This window comes from Adlercreutzia muris (genome assembly GCF_041223505.1).
GTDB lineage: Bacteria > Actinomycetota > Coriobacteriia > Coriobacteriales > Eggerthellaceae > Adlercreutzia > Adlercreutzia muris.
Window position 1 is genome coordinate 38,351 of sequence record NZ_JBCLQK010000011.1, and the last position, 20,767, is coordinate 59,117.

Genomic DNA, 20,767 nt, shown 5'->3' on the forward strand with positions numbered 1-20,767 from the left:
AAGGGAGGGCCCATGCCCCCGCTGTCCGATTACCCCACCCTGGATGAGCTGAACGACTTCTTCGGCCACGATCGCTTCGCCGAGCATGTGGGCTGCCGCATCGTGGAGGGCTCGGTGGGCCACGGCGTGGCGGAGCTGGACATCCAGGACCACCACCGCAACGCGCTGGGCAACGTCATGGGCGGGGCCATCTTCACCTTGGCCGACTTTGCCCTGGCCCTGGCCAGCAACATCGGCGTGGCCCCCAGCGTGTCGGTGTCGAGCGCCGTCGACTACATGTCCGCCTCGCGGGGCACCCGTCTCATCGCCACCTGCAACGTAGACAAGTCCGGCCGTCACCTCGGCTTCTACACCACCGACGTCACCGACGACACGGGCCGCCGCATCGCGCGGGTGACCACCACCGTCTATCGCGAAGGGGAGCAATAGGAGCGCTCCGGAGCTCCATAAACGACAAGGGCCCCGTCCGGGGCCCTTGTCGTTGCGGCAATGTGCCGGCGTAGAGGAAGCGTCGGGTGTTCCGACCGAGCGAGTTCCGCAGCGACTGGAACAGTCCGGTGGACTGTTCCACAAAGCGAGGACTGTCCGAGCGAATTGGAATACCCGACGATTCCGACTGGGGTGATGTCCCCGCTCGGTATCCTCGGAGTTCTCCCTATTCCAGCCCGCAGGCCGCGCGCAGGGCGTCGGCGCGGTCGGTGGCCTCCCAGGTGAACTCGGGCAGCTCGCGGCCGAAGTGGCCGTAGGCGGCCGTCTTCTGATAGATGGGGCGGCGCAGATCCAGCGCGTCGATGATGGCGCCGGGACGCAGGTCGAACACGGCGGCCACGGCAGCCTCGATGGCAGAGGTGGGCACCTTCTCGGTGCCGAAGGTCTCCACCATGACGCTCACGGGCTTCGCCACGCCGATGGCGTAGGCGATCTGCACCTCGCAGCGGTCGGCGAGCCCGGCGGCCACCACGTTCTTGGCCACCCAGCGGGCGGCGTAGGCGGCGGAGCGGTCCACCTTCGTGCAGTCCTTGCCCGAGAAGGCACCGCCGCCGTGGCGGCCCATGCCGCCGTAGGTGTCCACGATGATCTTGCGGCCCGTGAGGCCCGCATCCCCCATGGGGCCGCCGATGACAAAGCGGCCCGTGGGGTTCACGTAGATCTCGCAGTCGTCGGCCATGGCCACGCCCTCGGCCTCGAAGACGGGGCGGATGACGGTCTCGATGATGGCCTCGCGTAGGGCGTCCTGCTCGATGTCGTCGGCGTGCTGGGTGGACACGACCACCTTCTCCACGGCTACGGGCGCGCCGTCCACGTAGCGCACCGACACCTGGGTCTTGCCGTCGGGGCGCAAAAAGTCCAGCGTGCCGTTCTTGCGCACCGCGGTCAAGCGCTCGGAGAGGCGGTGGGCCAGAAAGATGGGCAGGGGCATGAGGGTGCTCGTCTCGTTGCAAGCGTAGCCGAACATCATGCCCTGATCGCCGGCGCCCACGGTCTCGTAGGGGTCGGCCGCGGCCGCGTTGTCGTGCTGGGCCTCGAAGGACTCGTCCACGCCCTGGGCGATGTCGGCGGACTGCTCGTGGATGGAGCTCATGACCGCGCAGGTGTTGCCGTCGAAGCCGTACTTGGCGCGGTCGTAGCCGATGCCGCACACCACGTCGCGCACGATGGACTGCACGTCCACGTAGGCCTGGGTGCGGATCTCGCCGGTGACGAACACGGTGCCGGTGGTCACCAGGGTCTCGCAGGCGCAGCGCATCTTGGAGGGGTCGGCGGGGTTGCCGTCGGGGGCCACGTAGCCCTCTTCGGCCAGGGCGATCTCCTTGGCTAGGATGGCGTCCAGGATGGCATCGGAGATCTGGTCGCAGATCTTGTCCGGATGGCCCTCGGTGACGGATTCGGACGTGAACAGATAGCTGGTGCGATTCTCGCTCATGAGATTCCTTTCGTATCGCTGTTGGCCGGACCACCTTGGCGGCCGCCCGCGGGCGAGGCGCGTCAGGTTGGTGTCGGGATCGGCGAGCCAACTCTCTACCCCGACTCTGGATAACTGGGTGCGCCGTGGGCCCTCGGGCACGCACGGGCGCGATTGCCCATGGTAGCGGGGAAGGCCCGCCCGCGCAAGGACGGCCGAGACGAAGGATACAGAAACCCTACGGAAGGCGGTGGCCGAGAGGGGCGGGGAGCCGCGGCGGCTTCGTGGCGACTCTCGGGCGGCTCTGCGGCGGCTTCGCGACGGCTCTCGGGCGGCTCCGCCGCAGCGCGCCCGATCGAGGGCGGCCAACGTCTCCCCTACGCCTTCCCCGCGCCGTCGCGCGGTCGTGCTACACTTATCCCGTTGTACCGGATCCGAGGAAAAGAGCCTCCATGCCCACCAACGCCGACTATACCCGCGCGTACTTCCAGATCATCGACGAGCTCGACGGGGCGGTGGAGGACCGCCGCGCCGCCTTCGAGTACATGCAGAATTCCACGGCCATCGTGCACCACCAGGTGGTGGCCTCCTCCTTCGTGCCGCGCCTGTTCAACCGGAAAAGCTACGAGGTCATGCGCGACACGGCCGAGATGAGCCACCGGGTGCTCTGCAAGGTCATCGAGCGCTACCGGGCCGACGAGGAGTACCGCAAGCTCTTCGATTTCGACGAGCGCCTGGTGGAGCTCATCTTGCTGCCGCGCGATTACGACGCGGTACTGCCCTTCGCCCGGGTGGACACCTTCCTGAACGAGGAGGACTATCGCATCCACTTCTGCGAGTTCAACGGCGACGGCAGCGCGGGCATGAACGAGAACCGCGAGATCACCAACGCCGTGACGAACACTGAGGCCTTCCGCGTGTTCGCCGAGAGCCACGCCGTGGCTGGCTGCGATTTGTTCGAGCCCTGGGTGCGCACCTTCTTAGATATCTACGACACCTACCGCTTCAAGGTGGAGCATCCGCGCATTGCCATCTGCGACTACCTGGAGAACGGCGTGGTGGACGAGTTCCACATCTTCGCCGAGAAGTTCCGCGAGGCCGGCGTGGAATGCGTGGTGGCCGATGTGCGCGATCTGGCCTTCGACGGCGAGGTGCTCACGACTCCCGACGGACTGCCCGTGCATGCCATCTGGCGTCGCTCGGTCACCAACGACGTGCTGGAATTCTGGGACGATTCCCAGGCCCTCATCGACGCGGTGCGGGCGCGCAAGGTAGCGCTCATCGGGGCGTTCTCGGGGCACATCGTCCACGACAAGCAGCTGTTCGAGGTGCTGTTCGCCCCCGAGACCCAGGCCTTCCTCACCGAGGAGGAGATCGCGTTCGTGGAGGAGACCGTGCCCATGACCGCCTTTTTGGACGAGTCAGTGGTGAACCTCGCCCAGATCCGCGCCAACAAGGACGAGTGGATCGTCAAGCCCACCGACCACTACGGCGCCGACAACGTGTACGCCGGCTGCGAGGTGAGCCAGCAGGAGTGGGAGCGGGTCATCGACGAGTTCGCCAACGGGCGGGCCGGCTACCCCTTCATCGTGCAGCGCTACATCCGCCCCTTCAAGACCGACACGCTGCCGCCGGATGCGGGCATTCTGGACGCGCCCGACGGGGCCGTGGCCAGCGAGCCGGTGCCCTACAACAATCTGAACGGCCTGTACCTGTACAACGGTCGCTTCCAAGGCGTGTTCAGCCGCCTGGGGCCGCATCCCACCATCTCCAAGACCAACGAGGGCATGACTGCTGCCACCATCTGGGTGGACTGCGAGGGCGTAGAAGGGCTGGGGCTGTAAATGGGGTCGAACAGCATTCTCGCCGGCATCGGCGCCACGGTGCTGGCCGTCACGCTGCTCGTGTGCGGTTTCGCTGCCTGCTGCCTGCCGGCCACCACGGCAGCCCTGGCCGGGGCCGTGAGCACAGGCGAGGCGTCGCCCTACACCCATGAGCAGCTGGTGGAGCTGGCCGGCGTGACGCGCGCCTTCACCGTGGAGCCCCACGGGGATGCGGAGCAGGCCGCCGAGGAGTTGGCGACTGCGGTGGTGGAGGCCGCCCGCGAGGCGAGCGCCGAGGGTGCTTTGAAGGCGGGGGAGTGGACGGATGCCGCCCGGACGGCGCTTGGGGAGGGGGGCACGGCGCTCGCCGCCATGGACGCCCTCGCGAAGGTATCCGACCGCTACGCCTTGGACGGAGCGGCCGTGAGCCACCTGGAGGACTGCAACGCCCTCATCGTGGGGGTGAGTTCGTGGCTCGGCATGATCGGCGTGGCGGCGCTCATCATCGCCGTCCTGCTGGGCGTCCGCAAGCAATTTGCCGCCCTGGCCTTCATGCTGCGCATGGGCCCGGCCCTGCTGCTCGCACTGCTCGCGGTGCTCGGCCTGTGGGGCGTCGTGGACTTCAACGACCTGTTCGCCGCTTTCCATTCCCTGTTCTTTGTGGACGGCACCTGGACGTTCGGCGCCGATTCGCTGCTCATCTCCATGTATCCGCTCGATTTCTGGATGGGCATGGGGGCCGTGTGGCTCGCCACGGCCGTGGGCCTGGGGCTTCTGTGCTTCGCCGGCGGTTGTGTGGCCGCTTGGCGGGCCCAGGTGCAGGCCCGCGAGCTACAGGAGGCTGCCGCTGCGGCGGCCCGCAGCTCTAAGAAGGGGAAGAAGGGGAAGGGCGGTCGCCGCTAATCGCCCGCAGCCACTTCGCCCACAGTCGCAGCCGCCGACAGCTGCTTCGCGGGCAGCCGCAGCCGCCCGCCGAGCCGCTTCGCGGGCAACCGCATCCGCCTGCAGAGCCGCTTCGCGAGTGCCACAGCCGCAGGTGGTAGTCTGCTCGGCGTCGGCGGCTGTGCCTTCCTCTTTCGTCTTGTCGCCCTCTCTCCAGTTCGCCGTCCCTTCCGTAGCCGATCCATGAAAGGCAGCTTCCGTGGCCCGTTCCGCCAAAGACCATAAGACCAATGCCCTGCGCGAGCTGGCCGCGACCGGACTGCCCCACGAGGCGCTGTTCTTCGAGGCCGACCCCTCAATGACCGGGGTGGAGATCGCCCATGCCCAGGGCGAGGAGGTGGATGCGGTGTTCAAGACCCTCGTCGCCGAGGGCAAGTCCGGGGCGCACTACGTGTTCCTCGTGCCCGTGGCCTGCGAACTGGACTTGAAGAAAGCGGCCGCAGCGGCGGGGGAGAAGGCCGTGGCCATGTGCAAGGCCCGCGATCTGCTGCCGCTCACGGGCTATGTCCACGGCGGCTGCTCGCCCATCGGCATGAAGAAGCGCTTTCCCACCTTCGTGGACGAGACGGCCCAGCTCTTCGATACGATCTACTTCTCCGGCGGCAAGGTGGGCTGCCAAGTGCGCATGGCCCCCGACGACCTGGGAATCCTAGTGCCGTTTCGGTATGCGGATCTTACGGTGTAGGAAGAGCCGGCTGCGGCTCTGCGCCAGTGGGGGCAACGCGCCCGGAAGAGAGCCGGACCATCATTGTCGAGCGCCGCGAAAGCCTGTCGCGCCCGGCCGCCTGCCGCGCCCCGCAGGCCCGCCGCGCCCGGTGCGCCCTGCACGCCCGGCAGGTCCCGCAGGCCCGGTCGCTCGCCGCTCCCCGCACGCCCGCTGCTCCCCGCAGGCCCGGCCAGCCCGCCGCTCCCCGCACGCCCGGCCAGCCCGCCGCTCCCCGCAGGCCCAGTAGGTCGGGCAGGTTCGGAAAAGCACCAAAGGGCCTCTTTGCGACATCGCAGATCGATTTTCTGTCTCAAAAGGTCTATTTGGTGCTTTTTCGAGTTCAGCAGCTTGGTATTGCATCGCTGTGATCAGGCATTATGGAGATTCTTGTTCCAAATATGCAATTTAAGACGCGAAAAGAAGCACCAAACATCCCGTATGCGACATGATTTTGAAAACCGGTGTCGCAGAAGGTCAGTTCGGTGCCCTTGGGCGGGGCTCTTTCCCAGTCGGTGCGCCCTTCTATGCCCGTATCTGCCAGCCTGGTCTGCGCTCCTTCCGCGGACATGGTTCGCTGCTGCTTGAAGGGCCAGCTCGCAGCCGGACCCTGACTGCTCGGCTTGGCGGCACCCTGTGCGCTGCGCGATGCATGGGCCATTGCTGGTATACTGCTCTCCATGTTCATTGCCTCGGTCATAGTCGATATTCCCACGCAAGCGCTCGATGCGCCCTATTCCTACGCCGTGCCTGACGATATGGCTGCTGGCGAGGCCACGGTCGGACGCGACGGGCACCCGGCCCAGGTGGGATGCGCGGTGCTCGTGACGCTGGGCGGGCGCAAGGCCGTGGGCTACATAGTGGGCTTGGAAGAGGTCGCGGCCTCTTCCGACGAGGGCACCGATTTGTGGGGCAATCCCTTGGCGGCGGCAGAGTTGCGCCAGGTGGAGGCCGTGCTCTCGGAACCCTATTTCGACGAAGAGGGCGCGGCGGCGGCCCAGTACATCGCCGGGCGTTACGTGGCGCCTCTGTCCAGTTGCGTGCGCCTGTTCACGCCGCCCGGAGCGGTGCCGCGCGTGGTACGCTCGCGGGATGGCCGCTGGCGGTTGGAAGAGCCCAAGATTGGGGAGGTGGACGACCGCTGGGTGACCCAGGGGCCCGCCTTCGGGCAGTTCCAGCCCCGGAAGAACGCCGTGAGGCAGCAGCAGGTGCTGGCCGCTGTGGCCGCCGGCGACGTGCGCGTGGCCGAGCTGACCTGCGAGTTCGGGTCAGTGGCTTCCACATTGAGGGCCTTGGAGGCGAAGGGGGCCGTGGCCGTAGAGCGGCGCCGGCGCATGCGCGGCATGGAGGGAGCCGTTGCCCCTGCCGCGCCGCACGGTCCGGTCGGAGCGCCGGCGGCCATGTCTTCGGCCGGGGCAGCGGCGGCCCGATCCGTGCCGCACGGTCCGGCCGGAGGCCCGGTGACCCCTGTTTTTCCGGGCAAAATGCCGCTGCCTCCCGTCGCAGGGAAGGGCTCGGCTGCGGCTTCCGCGGGTCCCGCAGTGCCCAACAGCCCGACCTCAGCCTCCGCGGGTCCCGCAGTGCCCGACGGCCCGGCCTCAGCCCCCGCGCGACCGGTGCTCACGGCGGGTCAGGCGGCGGCCCTGGCGGCCATCGGCGAGGCCCGGGCGGCGGCCGAGGGGCGCGTGGTGCTCGTGGACGGCGTGACCGGCTCGGGCAAGACCGAGGTGTACCTGCGGGCCATCGAGGAGGTGCTCGCAGAGGGACGAACGGCTATCGTGCTTGTGCCCGAGATCTCGCTCACCCCCCAGACCGTGGGGCGGTTCCGCGGCCGGTTCGGCACCACTGTGGCCGTCATGCACTCGCGCATGAGCGCCGGCGAGCGCTTCGACCAGTGGGACTTCATCAGAAGCGGCGCGGCCCGGGTGGTGGTGGGTGCCCGCAGCGCCCTGTTCACGCCCTTGGCTAATGTGGGGCTCATCGTCATCGACGAGGAGCACGAGGGTTCCTACAAGCAGGACTCCGCCCCGCGCTACCAGGCCCGGGACGTGGCCCAGTGGATGATGGCCCGCTCCGGCGGGGCGGTAGTGCTCGGGTCGGCCACCCCCTCCATCGAGGCGCTCTACCAGGTGGCGAAGAATCCGTGCTGGACGAGTGCGGCCCTGCCCGAGCGGGCCAACGGGCGCCCCATGCCCGCCATCGAGGTGGTGGATATGGCCGCCGAGTTCGCCTCGGGCGCTCGCTCCATGTTCTCGGGGCGGCTGAGGCGGGCCCTGGCCGAGGAGCTGTCGGCCGGCCGCAAGGCGGTGCTGCTGCTGAACCAGCGGGGCTTCGCGAAATTCTTGCTCTGCCGCGACTGCGGCTTCGTGCCCGAGTGCCCGAGCTGCTCCACGAGCCTCACCTATCACGAGCAGGGGGCCAAGCTGGTGTGCCACCACTGCGGTCACAGCGTGCCCGCGCCGTCCGTCTGCCCCGAGTGCGGCAGCCCCTACCTGAAGAAGTTCGGTGCCGGCACCCAGCGGGTGGAGGCCGACCTGCGGCAACTGCTGGACCAGATGCCCGGGGTGGGGCCGGAGGTGCCCATCATCCGCATGGATGCCGACACCACCAAGGCCAAGGGCGCCCACCAGGAGCTGCTGGAACGATTCGGCGCCGCCGAGGCCGCCGTGCTGCTGGGCACCCAGATGATCGCCAAGGGCCTCGACTTCGACGACGTGACCCTTGTGGGCGTCATCAACGCCGACACCCAGCTGCACCTGCCCGACTACCGCGCCGGCGAGCGCACCTTCCAGCTCATCGAGCAGGTGGCCGGCCGCGCCGGCCGCGCCGCCCTCGACGGGCGGGTGCTTGTGCAGACCTATGAGGCCGACGCCGTGGCCATCCAGGCGGCGGCTCGCTACGACCGGGGCCTGTTCCTGCGCTCGGAGCTGCCGCGTCGGAAGCTTTTGGGATACCCGCCCTACATGGCCCTGGCCAACGTGCTGGTGTGGGGCACCGACGAGCACGCCGTGGCCACCGAGGCCGAGTTGCTGCACGCCCAGATCAGCGAGCATATCCGCAACGAGGTGGGCGACTCGCGCTGGACGGTGCTGCCGGCGGTGCCCTGCGCTTTGGGGAAGCTGCGCAACACCTACCGCTACCACATCGTCGTGAAGGCGCCGCTGGGCGCCGACCTGTCCGCGCCCCTCGCTCGGCTCTTCCGCGCCCGCAAGGCGAACCCCCAGGTAAACGCCGCCGTGGACGTAGATCCCATGGACCTGCTGTAGGGAAGCGCTTGGCGGCTTGCGACCCGACCCAGCCGAGCCCGAGGTGCGCAACGGTTGGCAGTCGGCCCGAGCGAGCCAGGCCGAGGCGGAGACTGGCAGCTGAGCCCGTCGAGTAGGGCCCGGCCGCCCAAGGCGGGGGTCTGCCCGGCTGAGCCTTTCGGTATGTTCTTGGCGCTCCTCTCGCCCCTCTTCCGCGAGAACTCCACGGCAAGGCCGCTGCAACGTGTGCCCATCGGCACGTCTTTCGCGCCCTTCTCCGATACCAAATCCCGCATTTTCGCCGCCCTCGTTTCGTTTTCCGGCAAAACAGAGGGTTTGGTAACAGGGTGCGCTGAATCTTCCATTTACGACCTGGGGTTTTGTCGACTGAAAGTACCCAATCCCCGTATTCTGCCAGAGAAAACGATACCAAACCCCTCCTTTTTGACGGAAAACCTGCGGAACCTGGCAAAAACAGAAGGTTTGGTATCACGATGTGTCGGATCGTCCGTCAGCGAACTGGCTTTTGTTGGACGAGAACGTCAAATCCCCGCTTTCGGCTTGAAAAATGACACCAAACTTCCCGTTTCCGCCAGAAAGCCCGCGGTGTCTGTCGGAAACGGGAAGTTTGGGTACCGAGAAGGACGTTGACAGCTTGCGGAATCTCGCATTGCGGTTTTGCAGGTGTTTCGGTGATTGGCCCGCTTGGCGCACCGCCGTCTCGGCAGCTCGATGCGCCCTCCCGGCGATGAGGGCCCAGTGTGCCTCCGTCGCCTGTTCCTCGATAGGTCGGAATAATTTCCTGTGCCTCGAAGCCTAGGCCCCAACTCTCGAATTACCCCTTGCGGGGGGGGGGGGCACTTATTTGCTATTCTCGGGCAGAGAGAGGTTCGGTGCCTACGATCGCCCTTGTCGGGAGCGTTTCGCGGGCGGCAAATGGTGGGGTGCTTATGCGGGCCCCTTGTATCTAAGAACCGAGGAGCGCCCGTTGAGCTCGCGGCACAAAAGAAAGACAGGAGATGTGAAGTCAGTGGGAGAAGACTTCATGACAACAAGAGAAGCGGCCAAGCGCTGGGGTGTTTCCGAGCGCGCTGTTCAAGCGTACCGCAGGAGGTGCGGTGATCAGATCGGTGCTTTCAAAGATAACGGCTGGCGCATTCCCTCGAATGCCTGTCCTCCCTACAGGATCGACGGGCTGAGAGCGTTCCTTCGGGACTACTGCCGACACAAGGACAACCCATTCGATGTCTTTCCGTGGCAACAGTCGGTGTCTGACGCAATGCTAGCTTGTCTCTTCGATGGCGGGATGGTTGCTCGCCGCAATTCGAATGCCCCGCTCTCCATCGACAACGTAGTTATCGCTCCAACTGGGTGGGACCTGCTCTTCGGGGAGCGAGGCTCGGGTCGACGGGGGTATGTGCTGAAAGCGCTTAATCTGCAACCTCAATTTAATCTATTGAACGTAAACCTTTGAGAGGAAGGCGATCATGAAAGAGAAGACAAGACACGGGTTGGGGGCGAGGGTCATCGAGGCCTTCTGCGCTTCGGCGTTGATGGTGGTTGCTGCGCTTGGGATCGTCATGGGCTCTACATTGCCGGCGCTAGCTGCCGATGCCGACCAGGATATCTACGCCATCTTTTATGAAAACCCCGACAAGAAGTCCTATACGCTGGTCATCCAGAACGGCGACACAGTAGATACCTCCTATGGAGAGCTAGCTAACGATGGAGTGATTCTCATATGCGACGGGAAGCGGCCTGATGGTAGTTTGTTGTATGCCTGCGGTTGCGAAATTCTCGGCAGCTCGCATGAATCGCCTTTACCTCAGGAATATACCAGGTATACCACGCACGCGGTAGTCAAGTCGGGAGTTAAACCTCACTCTCTGTATAGCTGGTTTGGTGGGTTTGAAGGACTGGAAACCGCTGACCTTTCCGGTCTGAATTCTTCGCAAGTCACGGACATGGAGAGAATGTTCTGGTTTTGCACTTCACTGACGGCGCTGGACCTTTCGACTCTTGATACCTCGCAGGTGACGGACATGAATGGAATGTTCTATGAATGCTCGTCGCTGTCGACGCTCGATCTGTCGGGTTTTGACACTTCACAAGTTCGGTGTTTTGGGCGGGAAGCAGGTTCGAGGGACTCTGGTATGTTTGAGGGTTGCTCTTCGCTTACCTCGCTGGATTTGTCTTCATTTGATATGGGACAGGCGGAAGCGGTGGGCGGCATGTTCTCAGGCTGCTCGTCTCTTGAGTCACTCAAGCTTCCCGCTTCTCTTACCATGAAATCGCTTCGGAGCGTGTCGGGGATTTTCGCGGGGTGCTCGTCGCTGAAGAGCATCGATATCTCGCAGTTTGACACATCTAGCGCGACGGACATGTCTGGATTGTTCTCGGGTTGTTCGTCGCTAACCTCAATTGCATTTCCCTCCTCGTTTGAAACGACATTAGTTACGAGCATGGACTCCATGTTCGCTGGCTGCTCATCTCTGGAATCCATTGACCTCTCGAAGTTCGACACCGGCAAAGTGACGGACATGGACTCCATGTTCGCTGGCTGCTCTTCGCTTGAGAGTATTCAATTTCCCTCTACGTTCACGACCGGCTGGGTGACGAGCATGGGTGGCATGTTCAAAGATTGCTCGTCCCTGGCATCCATTGACCTCTCGAAGTTTGACACCTCTAAGGTGACGGACATGGAATCCATGTTCTACGGCTGCTCGTCGTTGGAGTCTCTCGACCTCTCGGGGTTCGATATGGGGAAGGTTGAAAACATCTTCTGGATGTTGTCTAACTGCTCTTCTCTGGGCAAAATTATTTTGCCCGCTACGGGCGATTTCGCTAAAGCGGATCTTCCTGACCGACGTGATGGCATGAAATGGGGCGAATCGCTGAAATGGCGCAACGAGAAGGGGGAGGTCTTCGCGGCCGATGCCATCCCGGCTCGCACGGCTGGCACCTACACTGCTGTTGTCGAGGGTAATGGCTCGGGCGACGGGTCGGATGGTGACGGTTCGGGCAATGGTAACGGCGGCAGTAATGGGGGTAACTCCAGCTCCAATAATGGCTCCGGCAATGGGAACGGCTCCAGTTCCGGTAATGGAAATGGCTCTGGCTCCGATGGAGGCGCCACCGCCCCCGCCCCGAAGCGCACGGTGGCATTCTCCGAGGCCGTGGCCCTGCCGCTGAACGCGACGGGCGTGGCCATGGACAAGGACGACATCGTCCGCGACCTGGCCAAGCGCTTCGGCTCCCGCGAAGGCTTCCCGACCGATGCCAGCAGCGTGGCGGTCACCATCATGCTCGGCGGCAAAGAGGTGGAGGCCATCGACCCGACTCGCGCCGGCATTTACGAGGTGACGGCCGTGTACTCCATGCCCGACGGCACCGAGCGGGTCATCGAGGCCGCCTACACCGTGGCTGACCCGGCGGCGAAGGCCCCGGTGAAGTCCGCGGCCAGGTCTGCCACCCGCCTCGCCCAGACCGGCGACGAAGTGGCACCGGCCGTACCCCTGGCCACCGCGGCCCTCGCCGCCTGCGCCCTGGCCGCCGCCGTCGCAGTCCGCCGCAGGGCACGCGGGTAGAGCCTGCTGACGGTCCGCGCACCCGCGCGGGTAGAGCCTACTGGCAGCTGCCGCGCCCGCGGGTAACTGACGCTGCTGGTTTTCCTGCGACGTGGAAATTCGTCTCATTCGAGGGCCGGAGCGCCAAATGCGCCCCGGCCCTTCTCGCGTCGCGCGCCCGCGAATAGACGATTGCGGTGGGGTCGCTTTTTCGCCGGGTGCGGAAGATCGGGCGAGCGCCCGTTGGCAGCCACCCCGATGTACCCAAACTCCCCATTTCCGTCTCCCGCGCTTCATCTCCTGTCGCAAGCGGGCAGTTTGGTGCTGCCTGCTGAGGAATCTCTCATTGCCGACCTGGGGTTTTGTCAGCCTATAGCATCAAAGCGCCGCTTTCTGCCGTGGAAAATGACACCAAACTCCCCGTTTGCGACGGAAAACCTGCGATGCCGGGCGGAAACGGGGAGTTTGGTGTCACGGGCTGTTCGTGCCCCGCCACACGGAGCAGTTTTCTGCGCTGCACCGCCTTCCTAACCAATCTTGCCGCTCTTCCTCGTCGCCTTCCCGACCGAGCTCGCCTCGTCCCGAGCGTCTTCCCAACCGATCTCGCCTCGTCCCGAGTGCCTTCCCGACCGAGCTCGCCTCGCCCGCCGCCAGCTGCCTGCGGCGCCTCCGCCCCTCGAGCCTCGCCGGCCTTCGCCGCGGCGCCTCCCCAGCCGAATCCACCGCGGCCTTCGCGGCATCTCGTCCTCGCTTTCCCTCCCGTCGCTCCGACCGCCGACCGACTGAGAGGTTGCCCGTCCCACCTGGGGCGCAATATTTCGATAAGAATTTCCCAAGGAAAAATGAACCAAATACCCATGGAGGTTCCACGGCGATGCGCGTAGACTGCCCCAACGAGGGAGGATCCTGCCCGGGATCCTCGAGACGACGAGGAAAGGGGAGTCTATGGAGAAGACTGCGCAGACGTTCGGGGGCCTCAGCCGCCGTTCGTTTCTCGGCTTGGCGGGCGTTACCGGAGTCGGCGTGGCGCTGACCGGGTGCGCTCCGGCCGCGCAGACCGATGCGTCCGAGGAGGAGAGCCTGCCCGTCACGGGCGGCGAGCCGCTCGACTACGATACGGTCGCCTGGTCGGCGTGCCATGTGAACTGCGGCAGCCGCTGCCCGCTGAAGACCTACGTGAAGGACGGCCAGGTCGTGCGCATCGACATCGATTCCGACGGCGATGACGAGTTCGGCCCCGGCAAGATCTACCAGATGCGCTCCTGCGTGCGCGGTCGCACCAACCGCCAGCGCATCTACAGCCCCGACCGCGTGCAGAAACCGCTCAAGCGCGTAGAGGGCACCAAGCGCGGCGAGGGTAAGTACGAGGAGATCTCCTGGGACGAGGCCATCGAGCTTATCGCCACCACCATGAAGGAGATCAAGGAGGAGTACGGCAACGACGCCTTCTATATCCAGTACGGCACCGGCGTGCTCGGCGGCACCGTGTCGAAGTCGTGGCACCCCGACTCCACCATGTTCGCCCGTCTCATGAACCTGTGGGGCGGCTACCTGCGCCAGTACGCCGACTACTCCACCGGCCAGATCACCTGGGAGATGCCGCTGTTCAACGGCGACGCCTGGTCCAACAACGAGGTGACCGACCTGGTGAACTCCAAGAACATCGTGCTGTTCGGCAACAACCCGGCCAACACGCGCATGTCCGGCTCGGCCATGCAGTACCTGCTCACCCGGGTGCGTCAGGACAACCCCGAGGCCACCATCGTGGTGGTGGACCCGCACCTGTCCGACACGGCCGTGGGCGTGGCCAACCGCTGGATCCCCATCCGCCCCGGCACCGATGCGGCCCTCGTCGCCGGCATGATCCAGTACCTCTTCGCCGAGGGCAAGCTGGACGAGGACTTCCTTCGCAGCAAGTTCGTCGGCTTCTTCTCCGACAGCTTCGCCGAGGACGTGGCCGCCGCCGAGCCCGCGAGCACGGCGTTCATGGGCCTGGATGCGTCCGGTTCGCTCACCGTGGAGGAGGACATGTCCTACGAGGCCTACCTCGCGGGCACCGGCGCCTACGCCGGTACCGGCGAGAAGACCCCCGAGTGGGCCGCCGCCATCACCGGTATTCCCGCCGCCGTCATCCGAGAGCTGGCCGACCTGTACGTGGACGGCCCCACGGCCACCATCCAGGGCTGGGGCCCGCAGCGCCACTCCAACGGCGGCAACAGCTCCCGCGCCATCGCCATGATCGCCGCCATCACCGGCAACGTGGGCATCTCCGGCGGCGGCACCGGCGCCCGCGAGGGTGTGGGCGGCGTGCCCTACGCCACCCCGACGGCCATCCCGTGCTTCCCCGAGAAGAACACCGTGGACGTGTGCGTGTCCTTCTTCGATTGGTACCAGGCCATCGAGGACTACACGGTCATGAACGACGCCACCTGGGGCATCCGCCATATCGACGAGACCGGTGCGACCTCCTATGCCGAGGAGCCCGGCACCATCGCCCTGAAGGCCCCCATCAAGTTCATCTGGAACTACGGCTCCAACGTCATGATGGGCCAGCACGCCGACATCAACGACTCCCTGCGCATCTACAACCTGCCCGACGAGAAGGACTCCGGCGTGCGCATGATCGTGACCGTGGATCCCTGGATGACGCCGACGGCCATGGCCTCCGACATCATCCTGCCCGGCACCACCCCCTTCGAGGAGGACGACCTCACCACCGGCGGTACCGCCTGGACCGGCTTCATCTGCTGCGAGAGCAAGGCCATCGAGCCGCTGTTCGAGGCCAAGCCCGTCTACGAGATCTGCACGCTCATCGCCGACAAGCTGGGGCTCAAGGATGAGTTCACCGAGGGCAAGAGCCAGCTCGACTGGATCGAGTGGTGCTACGAGCAGGGCAAGGAGGCCGGCGACGACCTGCCCGCCACCTTCGAGGAGTTCCGCGCCGGCGGCCTGTTCAAGCAGACCGACGACCACGAGCCGGCCGTGGCGCCCCTGCCCGAGGCGCTGGCCACCCCCTCCGGCAAGTACGAGGTCTTCTCCAAGCAGGCCTACAACCTGTCGAAGCAGTGGGACCTCACCGGCGGCGGCGTCATCCCCGACGACGGCCGCGACCAGATCACGGCCCTGCCCATCTGGTACGACCACTTCGAGGGCTTCGGCGACCCGCTGCGGCAGGAGTACCCCTTCCAGCTCATCGGCCACCACACCAAGACGCGCACCCACTCCTCCTACGGCAATGTGCCCTGGATGAGCTCGGTGGCGCCCCAGCAGTGCTGGATCAACGACGGCGACGCGGCGACCCTCGGCATTGCCCAGGACGATGCCGTCATCGTGTCCACGGAGCGCGGCCGCTCCCAGATGACCGCGAAGGTCACCAACCGCATCATGCCCGGCGTGGTCAGCGTGCCCCAGGGCGCCTGGTACGACCCGGAGACCCGCGACGGGGCCACCATCGGCGACCGTGGCGTGCTCGACCGGGGCGGCTGCATCTCGGTGCTCACGTCCTCGCGCCCCACGCCCATCTCCAAGGGCAACGGCGTGCATTCCAACCTGTGCAAGATCGAGAAGGCCTAAGAAGGGGGAGATTACCATGGAACAGTACGGATTTTTCGTCAACACCGACATCTGCACCGGCTGCAAGGCCTGCATGACCTCGTGCTTCGATCGCAACGATTTGGAAGTGCCGGCCAAGTTCCGCAAGGTGTACGAGTTCGGCGGCGGCGAGTGGACCGCCGACGAGGCCGGCGCGTTTACCGCCACGGCCTTCACCTACTACGCCTCCATGACCTGCGGCCACTGCGAGAGCCCGGCCTGCGTGGCCAACTGCCCCACCGGCGCCATGCAGAAGGACCCAGAGACGGGCATCGTGAACAACGATAAGGAGAAGTGCATCGGCTGCATGACCTGCGAGAAGAGCTGCCCCTACGGGCACCCCGTGCAGCTGGACGACGGGCTCTCCCACAAGTGCGTGCTCTGCTCCGACGAGAACCCCGAGGGCACCCCGGATCCCACCTGCGCCAAGGCCTGCCCGGTGCGCGCCCTGGAGTTCGGCCCCATCGCCAGCTTGCGCGAGGCGCACCCGGAGGGGGCGGCGGCCATCGGCGAGCTGACTGACGAGACCGGCCCGGCCGTGGTGTTCGCGTTGCATCGCGACGCGGACAAGGGCGGCACGCTGCGCAACCCGCAGGAAGTGGGCCACGAGGCCTAAGGGCGCGACCCGTCGTCGTAAAGACTGGTATTATCGCGGCTGGTAGGGTATAACATCCTACCAGCCGTACCTGCATGGGAGGCTGCGGTGGGGAACTGCGAGAACGGAGAGGGGGGCAGGGCCGCAGAAGGCTCGGACAGCGTGATGCGTCGCGGGGGAGAACAGAGCGCCATCGGATTGAGGACGAAGCTCATCGGCCTTCTGACCGCTGTGCTCGTGGTCATCTCGGCGGTGTTCCTTGTGTTCACCTACGACGACCAGGCTCGCCGGGCCGAGACCGACCTTCTCGAGAAGTCGCGCGTACTCGTCACCGAGATGGATGCGGTATGGGACTTCATCTCGCTTAACCAGAGCGTCATCAACTACACTGCCGCCGGCGACTACGACTACAAGGGGCTGCACTGCGCCATCGCCGGCAAGTCCGTGGCGGCCCTGTTCTCGGAGAAGTCCGACTACTCCATCCGCTTCACGAATCTGAACCCGCGCAACATCTACAACACGCCCGACGCCTACGAGGCGGCCGCTATCGAGGGCTTTCTGGTCGAGGGCGGCCCCGACGAAGCCTGGGGTTTCGAGACCGAGGAGGACCAGCAGGTCTTTCGCTACGTGCGCGCCATGGACGTTTCCGAGGACTGCATCGAGTGCCACGGCGAGCCGGCCGGCGAGATAGACGCCACGGGCTACCCCAAGGAGGGCTGGAAGGTGGGGGACGTGGCCGGCGCCGTGTCGGTGGTAGTGCCCGCCGATTCGGCCCTCGCGAACATGCGCGACGCCATCGTGTCGAACATGGTGTTCTTCCTGGCCGTGACGGCGGCCATGGCCCTCATCATCTACGTGGTGCTCAGCCGGCTGATCACCGAGCCTTTGACCGAGCTGCGGGCCTCCTTCTCCCGGGTGGCCGGCGCAGGGGGAGGAGCGGGAGGCGGCGGGCGATGGACGGGGCGGGGCCCAGGCGGGGACGGGGCGCTCAGGGGCCTGCCCGAGCGCGGATCGCTTCCCAGCGCCGAGCGGGGCGCCCTGTACTCCACCCGAGAGGTGGACGGGCTCATCGAGCAGTACCATTCCATGGCCCGGCGACTGGAGGAGCTCTACGGCAGCTTGGAATCCCAGGTGGCCGAGCGTACCGAGCAGCTGCGGCGGGCCAACGCCGAGCTGGAGCGCCAGCGGGAGCGGGTCGAGGAGATCAACGAGCAGCTGTCCCGGGACAACCAGTACAAATCCGATTTCCTGGCCATCGTCAGCCACGAGCTGCGCACGCCCCTCACCTCCATCCTCGCCTTTGCCGACCTGCTGGGGCAGTCCATGGATCCGGCCGACGAGGAGGCCGCCCGCCAGCTGGAGGAGATCGACAAGAACGGGGCTATTCTCCTGGAAATGGTAGACAATGTGCTCGAGTGCGCCCGCATTCAGGCCGGTTCCGAGACGCTGAACCTGGAGCTGCTGGACTTGAACGACGTGGTGGGCATGGTGGAATCGGCCCTGGCACCGGTGGCGGCCAAGAAGGGCGTGGCCTTCGCCACGCGGGTCGACTACGACGTGCCCCTCATCCGCAGCGACTGGGAGAAGCTGCGGCGCGTGCTCGCGAACCTGGCGAGCAACGCCGTGAAGTTCACCGATCGGGGCGGCGCGGTCACGGTGCGGGTGCGCTGCGACGGCGCTCCGGGCGCCCGGGTCATCGAGGCGGCCGTGGCCGACACCGGCATCGGCATTCCCGCCGAGGCCCAGGAGCTCATCTTCGAGCGGTTCCGCCAGGAGAACATGTCCACCGTGCGTCGCTACGGCGGCAGCGGCCTGGGACTTTCCCTCGTGAAGGATCTCGTGGCCATGTTGGGCGGTTCCGTGGCGGTGGAAAGCGAGCCGGGCCAAGGCTCGGTGTTCACCGTCACCCTGCCGGTGAGGGAGGAGGATATCCATGACTAAGGTGATGCTCATCGACGATGACGAATCCATGCAGGTGCTCATCGGCCAGATCGCCCGCCGCGGCGGCTACGACTTCTGCTGCGCCGGCAGCGGCGAGGAGGGTCTGGCCCTGCTGAGGGAGGCCCGGCCCGACTTCCTTATCCTGGACGTGATGCTGCCGGATATCAACGGCTTCGAGATCTGCGAGATCATCCGCGCCGAGGGCCGCCAGGTGCCCATCATGTTCCTCACGGCCAAGGGCGATATCGTGGACAAGTCCATCGGCTTCAAGGCCGGGGCCGACGACTACCTGGTGAAGCCCTTCCAGCCTGAGGAGCTGCTCCTGCGAGTGAACGCCCACGTGCGCCGCCGTGAGCGCGAGCGGGAGCGGGGTCGCGAGGACCGCAGCCGCCGCCCCGACGTCTTCGCCGTGGGGAATCTGGAGATTCACTTCGGGAAGTACGACGTGCGCCTGGGCGGTGAGCCGGTGGGCCTGTCCTCCCGGGAGATCGAGCTGCTGGAGGTGCTCGCCTCCGACCCGGGGGCCGTGTTCACCCGCGACCAGATCCTGGAGGCGCTCTGGGGCGACGTCGAGGCCGCCGATCCCAGCTCCATCACCGTCATGGTGCGCAAGATCCGCGAGAAAATCGAGGAGGACCCCTCCAAGCCCCGCTACCTCACCACCATCTGGCGCATCGGCTACAAGCTGGCCGACCGCCTGTGAGCCGCGAGGGGCCGGCCGGCCGTGAACCGGCAGCGTGCTCGCGGGGCGCGCGCCGACGGCTCACGGCTCTCGGCGACCGCTCCGACCGCGAGCGCCGTGCTGGGGCAGGTGCCTTCCCATGGAGTTTTCCAGGATACTTTGCCTGAGTGTAAGGTGAAACTTCCCGTCGGTTTTCCCTTGAAGGGCCTTTCAATTTGTAGTATTCTTCTCTGCTGTATCTCTGTGCCAGAATTGAGTTTCTGTACCCAAAATCAGGCGCGGACACTGGAGAAAGGACTATCGCGTGGCTGATGCTGCAAAGAAGAATCCTGAGCAAGACATTGAAGAAGTTGTGGTGACCGAGGACGTCGAGGGGTTGGACGACCTGGACGATGATGATATGGACACCACGGAGCCGCCGACGAGCGCAGCGAGCGATTCGGCTTCCGACGGCCTGACCGAGGATAAGATCGAGGCGGGCCTCGATTCCGAGGAAGACCTGCTGGACGGCATTCCCGAGGACGAGCTGAAGGCCACGGTGGAGGCGGCGGCCCTGCCCAAGGTGACGCCCCGCACCCGCGCCCGCGTGCGCACGAAGCGCAACCCCGATGCCGGCGTGACCATGCTCACCGGCGACCCGGTGCGCATGTACCTGAAGGAGATCGGCAAGGTGCCCCTGCTCACCGCTGCCGAGGAGATCGATCTCGCCATGAAGATCGAGGCCGGCGTGGCCGCTACCGAGGAGCTGGAGAAGGCGGAGGAAGACGGCATCGAGCTGGAGCGCCGCGAGAAGCGCCGCCTGTCCCGCATCGAGCAGGTGGGCCTGGATGCCAAGCAGCAGCTCATCGAGGCCAACCTGCGCCTCGTGGTGTCCATCGCCAAGCGCTACGTGGGCCGCGGCATGCTGTTTCTGGACCTCATCCAGGAGGGCAACCTGGGCCTCATCCGCGCCGTGGAGAAGTTCGACTACACCAAGGGCTTCAAGTTCTCCACCTACGCCACCTGGTGGATCCGCCAGGCCATCACCCGCGCCATCGCCGACCAGGCCCGCACCATCCGCATTCCCGTGCACATGGTGGAGACCATCAACAAGCTCGTGCGCATCCAGCGCCAGCTTCTGCAGGAGCTCGGCCGCGAGCCAACCCCCGAGGAGATCGGCGAGGAGATGGGGCTCACTGCTGAGCGCGTGCGCGGGATCCAGAAGATTTCCCAGGAGCCGGTGAGCCTGGAGACCCCCATCGGCGAGGAGGAGGATTCCCAGCTCGGCGACTTCATCGAGGACGACGCCGCCGTGGTGCCCCCGGATGCCGCCAGCTTCTCCATGCTGCAGGAGCAGCTGGCCAAGGTGCTGGAGGGCCTGGCCGAGCGCGAGCGCAAGGTCATCAGTCTGCGTTTCGGCCTGGAGGACGGCCACCCGCGCACCCTGGAGGAGGTGGGCCGCGAGTTCGGCGTCACCCGCGAGCGCATCCGCCAGATCGAGAGCAAGACCCTGGCGAAGCTGAGGCACCCCTCCCGATCCAGCAAATTGAAGGACTACCTGGAAGATTAAACGAGAAGGCCGGCCGTCTTGCCGGCCTTCTTCTTGGAGCGAGAGCACTTTGGCTTTTGGTGGACAAAAAGGCTTCGAGTGCGCTGTTCTTGCTCTCGGTAGGTTGGTTTTCGGGCCCTGAAGGCGCCTGAGGGACCCCCAGAAGCGTCGAAATGGCCCACTGCGGGTTTCTGCGGAGCTTTTTTGGCGAGCATTGGGAGCATTCGAGGCATTTTTGTCCACTTTTT

General features: G+C 65.7%; 12 protein-coding genes. 11 read left to right on the top strand and 1 reads right to left on the bottom strand.

Translation table 11 applies throughout. From position 1 onward, the window contains the following. The first annotated feature begins 12 nt into the window (after positions 1 to 12). A complete protein-coding gene (locus AAK988_RS09845; RefSeq protein ID WP_135969976.1) occupies positions 13 to 429 on the top strand; it encodes a PaaI family thioesterase in 417 nt (138 codons plus the stop codon). Between the two features lie 226 nt (positions 430 to 655). On the opposite strand, the gene metK is transcribed toward AAK988_RS09845, so the two are convergent. Further along, on the bottom strand, positions 656 to 1,924 hold the full coding sequence (gene metK, locus AAK988_RS09850) for a methionine adenosyltransferase (RefSeq protein WP_369873710.1): 1,269 nt from the start codon (positions 1,922 to 1,924) through the stop codon (positions 656 to 658). 431 nt (positions 1,925 to 2,355) lie between these two features. Between metK and AAK988_RS09855 the strand changes: the two genes are divergently transcribed. The 10 genes from AAK988_RS09855 to rpoD all read left to right on the top strand — a co-directional run bounded on the left by AAK988_RS09855 (position 2,356) and on the right by rpoD (position 20,540). Continuing rightward, positions 2,356 to 3,747: a circularly permuted type 2 ATP-grasp protein gene (locus AAK988_RS09855; protein WP_151430764.1), complete on the top strand. Its 1,392-nt coding sequence runs from the start codon at positions 2,356 to 2,358 to the stop codon at positions 3,745 to 3,747. Beyond that, a complete protein-coding gene (locus AAK988_RS09860; protein ID WP_369873709.1) occupies positions 3,748 to 4,629 on the top strand; it encodes a lipoprotein intramolecular transacylase Lit in 882 nt (293 codons plus the stop codon). A 238-nt stretch (positions 4,630 to 4,867) separates the two neighbouring features. Continuing rightward, positions 4,868 to 5,353: a Cys-tRNA(Pro) deacylase gene (gene ybaK / locus AAK988_RS09865; protein ID WP_369873708.1), complete on the top strand. Its 486-nt coding sequence runs from the start codon at positions 4,868 to 4,870 to the stop codon at positions 5,351 to 5,353. A 698-nt stretch (positions 5,354 to 6,051) separates the two neighbouring features. Then, on the top strand, positions 6,052 to 8,637 hold the full coding sequence (gene priA, locus AAK988_RS09870; RefSeq protein WP_369873707.1) for a replication restart helicase PriA: 2,586 nt from the start codon (positions 6,052 to 6,054) through the stop codon (positions 8,635 to 8,637). A 1,466-nt stretch (positions 8,638 to 10,103) separates the two neighbouring features. Continuing rightward, the gene (locus AAK988_RS09875) at positions 10,104 to 12,203 is read left to right on the top strand and encodes a BspA family leucine-rich repeat surface protein (RefSeq protein WP_369873706.1); all 2,100 of its coding nucleotides are present in this window, start codon (positions 10,104 to 10,106) and stop codon (positions 12,201 to 12,203) included. A gap of 924 nt (positions 12,204 to 13,127) precedes the next feature. Beyond that, on the top strand, positions 13,128 to 15,755 hold the full coding sequence (locus AAK988_RS09880) for a DMSO/selenate family reductase complex A subunit (RefSeq protein ID WP_369873705.1): 2,628 nt from the start codon (positions 13,128 to 13,130) through the stop codon (positions 15,753 to 15,755). 16 nt (positions 15,756 to 15,771) lie between these two features. Next, positions 15,772 to 16,389, top strand: coding sequence for a 4Fe-4S dicluster domain-containing protein (locus tag AAK988_RS09885; protein WP_016308959.1), 618 nt, complete (start codon positions 15,772 to 15,774; stop codon positions 16,387 to 16,389). A gap of 177 nt (positions 16,390 to 16,566) precedes the next feature. Next, a complete protein-coding gene (locus AAK988_RS09890) occupies positions 16,567 to 18,309 on the top strand; it encodes an ATP-binding protein (protein ID WP_369880683.1) in 1,743 nt (580 codons plus the stop codon). Then, a complete protein-coding gene (locus tag AAK988_RS09895) occupies positions 18,302 to 19,012 on the top strand; it encodes a response regulator transcription factor (protein WP_135971257.1) in 711 nt (236 codons plus the stop codon). Before AAK988_RS09890 ends, AAK988_RS09895 begins: the two co-directional genes overlap by 8 nt. 379 nt (positions 19,013 to 19,391) lie before the next feature. Continuing rightward, positions 19,392 to 20,540 carry an RNA polymerase sigma factor RpoD gene (rpoD, locus tag AAK988_RS09900; protein ID WP_369880692.1) on the top strand — a complete coding sequence of 383 codons (1,149 nt, stop codon included), beginning with the start codon at positions 19,392 to 19,394 and terminating at the stop codon, positions 20,538 to 20,540. Positions 20,541 to 20,767 lie beyond the last annotated feature (227 nt).